The sequence below is a fragment of the Komagataeibacter sp. FXV3 genome, assembly GCF_015155755.1.
Lineage (GTDB): Bacteria > Pseudomonadota > Alphaproteobacteria > Acetobacterales > Acetobacteraceae > Komagataeibacter.
On record NZ_VWPI01000188.1, the window covers coordinates 1 to 1,675 of the forward strand.

The following is a 1,675-nucleotide window of genomic DNA, read 5'->3' on the forward strand; positions in this document are numbered from 1 at the left end:
CGCTGGGTGGTTGAACGAACATTCGCCTGGCTGGGACGGTGCAGGCGGCTCGCCAAAGATTGGGAAAAGTCCATTGCTTCCTCAACCGCATGGACATTGATCGCCTCGATCCGCATGCTCACACGACGGACAGCAAGGCATTATCAAGCTTGAAAAACTTTCGGATCGGGCTCTGAGGAGGTAGCATTGAGCGCCAGGTAAATCAATTTTGCTGCGGCCTCGTCACTGGGGAAGTGGCCACGGGTGCGCACAGCACGACGGATCTTTGCGTTCAGGGCCTCAATGGCATTCGTTGTGTAAATCAGTCTGCGTACTTCCGGGGGGTAATCAAGGAACGGAATGACCTCATTCCAGGCCCTGCGCCAACTGGGTGCGATGGCCGGGTATTGTCTGGCCAGATCGCTTTCCTCAAACCTGCCGAGGGCTGCCTCGGCCTCGCTGGCGTCCACTGCCGTATAGATTGCCTTGAGAGCGGTGGCGACGGCCTTGCGGTCCTTGTAGCTGGCAAAGCTCATGGAATGACGCAGCAGGTGAACGATGCACGTCTGAATGCGGGTCCTGGGGAAAGCCGCTTCAATAGCCTGCGGAAAGCCCTTCAGCCCGTCGACGACGGCGATCAGGATATCCTGCACCCCCCGATTGCGCAGGTCACTGAGGACCTTGGCCCAGAATTTGGCTCCTTCATTTTCCTGGAACCACAGCCCCAGAATGTCCCGTGTGCCGTCAGGCAGGATCGCGAGCGCCACAAAGACGGCCTTGTTCGAGACAGCTCCGTCACTGCGGATATTGACCCGGATCGCGTCCATGAAGACGATCGGATAGCACGGTTCCAGCGGGCGGTTCTGCCAGGCGGCGACCTCCTCCATCACCGCGTCGGTAATCGCGGAAATGAGGCTCGGGGAGGCCTCAACGCCGTAGATTTCCTCGATATGCCCCTGGATCTCGCGGGTCGTCATGCCCCGGGCATACATGCTGATAATCTTGCGGTCGAACTCGGGAAAGCGACGCTGATACTTTGCGATCAGCATCGGGTCAAACGTGCCATTCCGATCCCGGGGAATATCCAGAACAACCTTGCCGCTCTCCGTGGTCACGGTCTTCTGGCTCCTGCCGTTTCTGCGATTGGGCGGCAGATTACCCTCGTCAGGTGCACCATCGGCGCGTTCCTCATCAAGGTGAAGAGTCATCTCCGTGTTGAGCGCTCGCTCCGCCAGAGCCTTCGTCAATTCCGAGAGTATGCCGTTCTTGCCAAACAGGTCGCCGGGTGAACGTCCTTCCATCAGGCGGTCCAGGAGGTCTTTATCAATGCTCCTGCGGGGGCTCCTCTTCGAGCAATTTATCACCACACCGCACAAAATTCAGGATAGTCCCGCATTGCCTCATACTCCGCCCGCTCCAGTTTCTGCTTCCACCCCTCATGAAACTGTCGCCGCTCAAGTTCGATATCCTCCGCGACCTGGAGACTGACTTCGAGCGCCGATGGGGACAGGGCTGTGAGCAGTGCCGTGCTCACACAGATATCAACAGGGCGCGCGCTGATCGACTGGCGGTAATCCCCCCATAAAAAGAGTGGCTTTTGAATGAGAATTTTCTCAGCGTAAGGATGAGGAGATTCTGATGAAGAGTGATCGCTTTACTGACGCGCAGATCATGGGTGTGATCCGCCAGGCTGAGG

1 protein-coding gene and 1 pseudogene are annotated in these 1,675 nt (G+C 57.9%); one reads left to right on the forward strand and one right to left on the reverse strand.

Annotation, left to right across the window (positions count from 1 at the left end; translation table 11 throughout):
- Window positions 1-153 (forward strand): transposase (locus F1542_RS16840; protein WP_193731790.1); only part of this gene is annotated, 153 nt, incomplete at its 5' end.
- A gap of 17 nt (window positions 154-170) precedes the next feature.
- Here the strand turns inward: F1542_RS16840 and F1542_RS16845 are convergent.
- Window positions 171-1,340, reverse strand: a pseudogene (locus tag F1542_RS16845) (IS256 family transposase); the annotation flags it as partial.
- Between the last annotated feature and the right edge of the window lie 335 nt (window positions 1,341-1,675).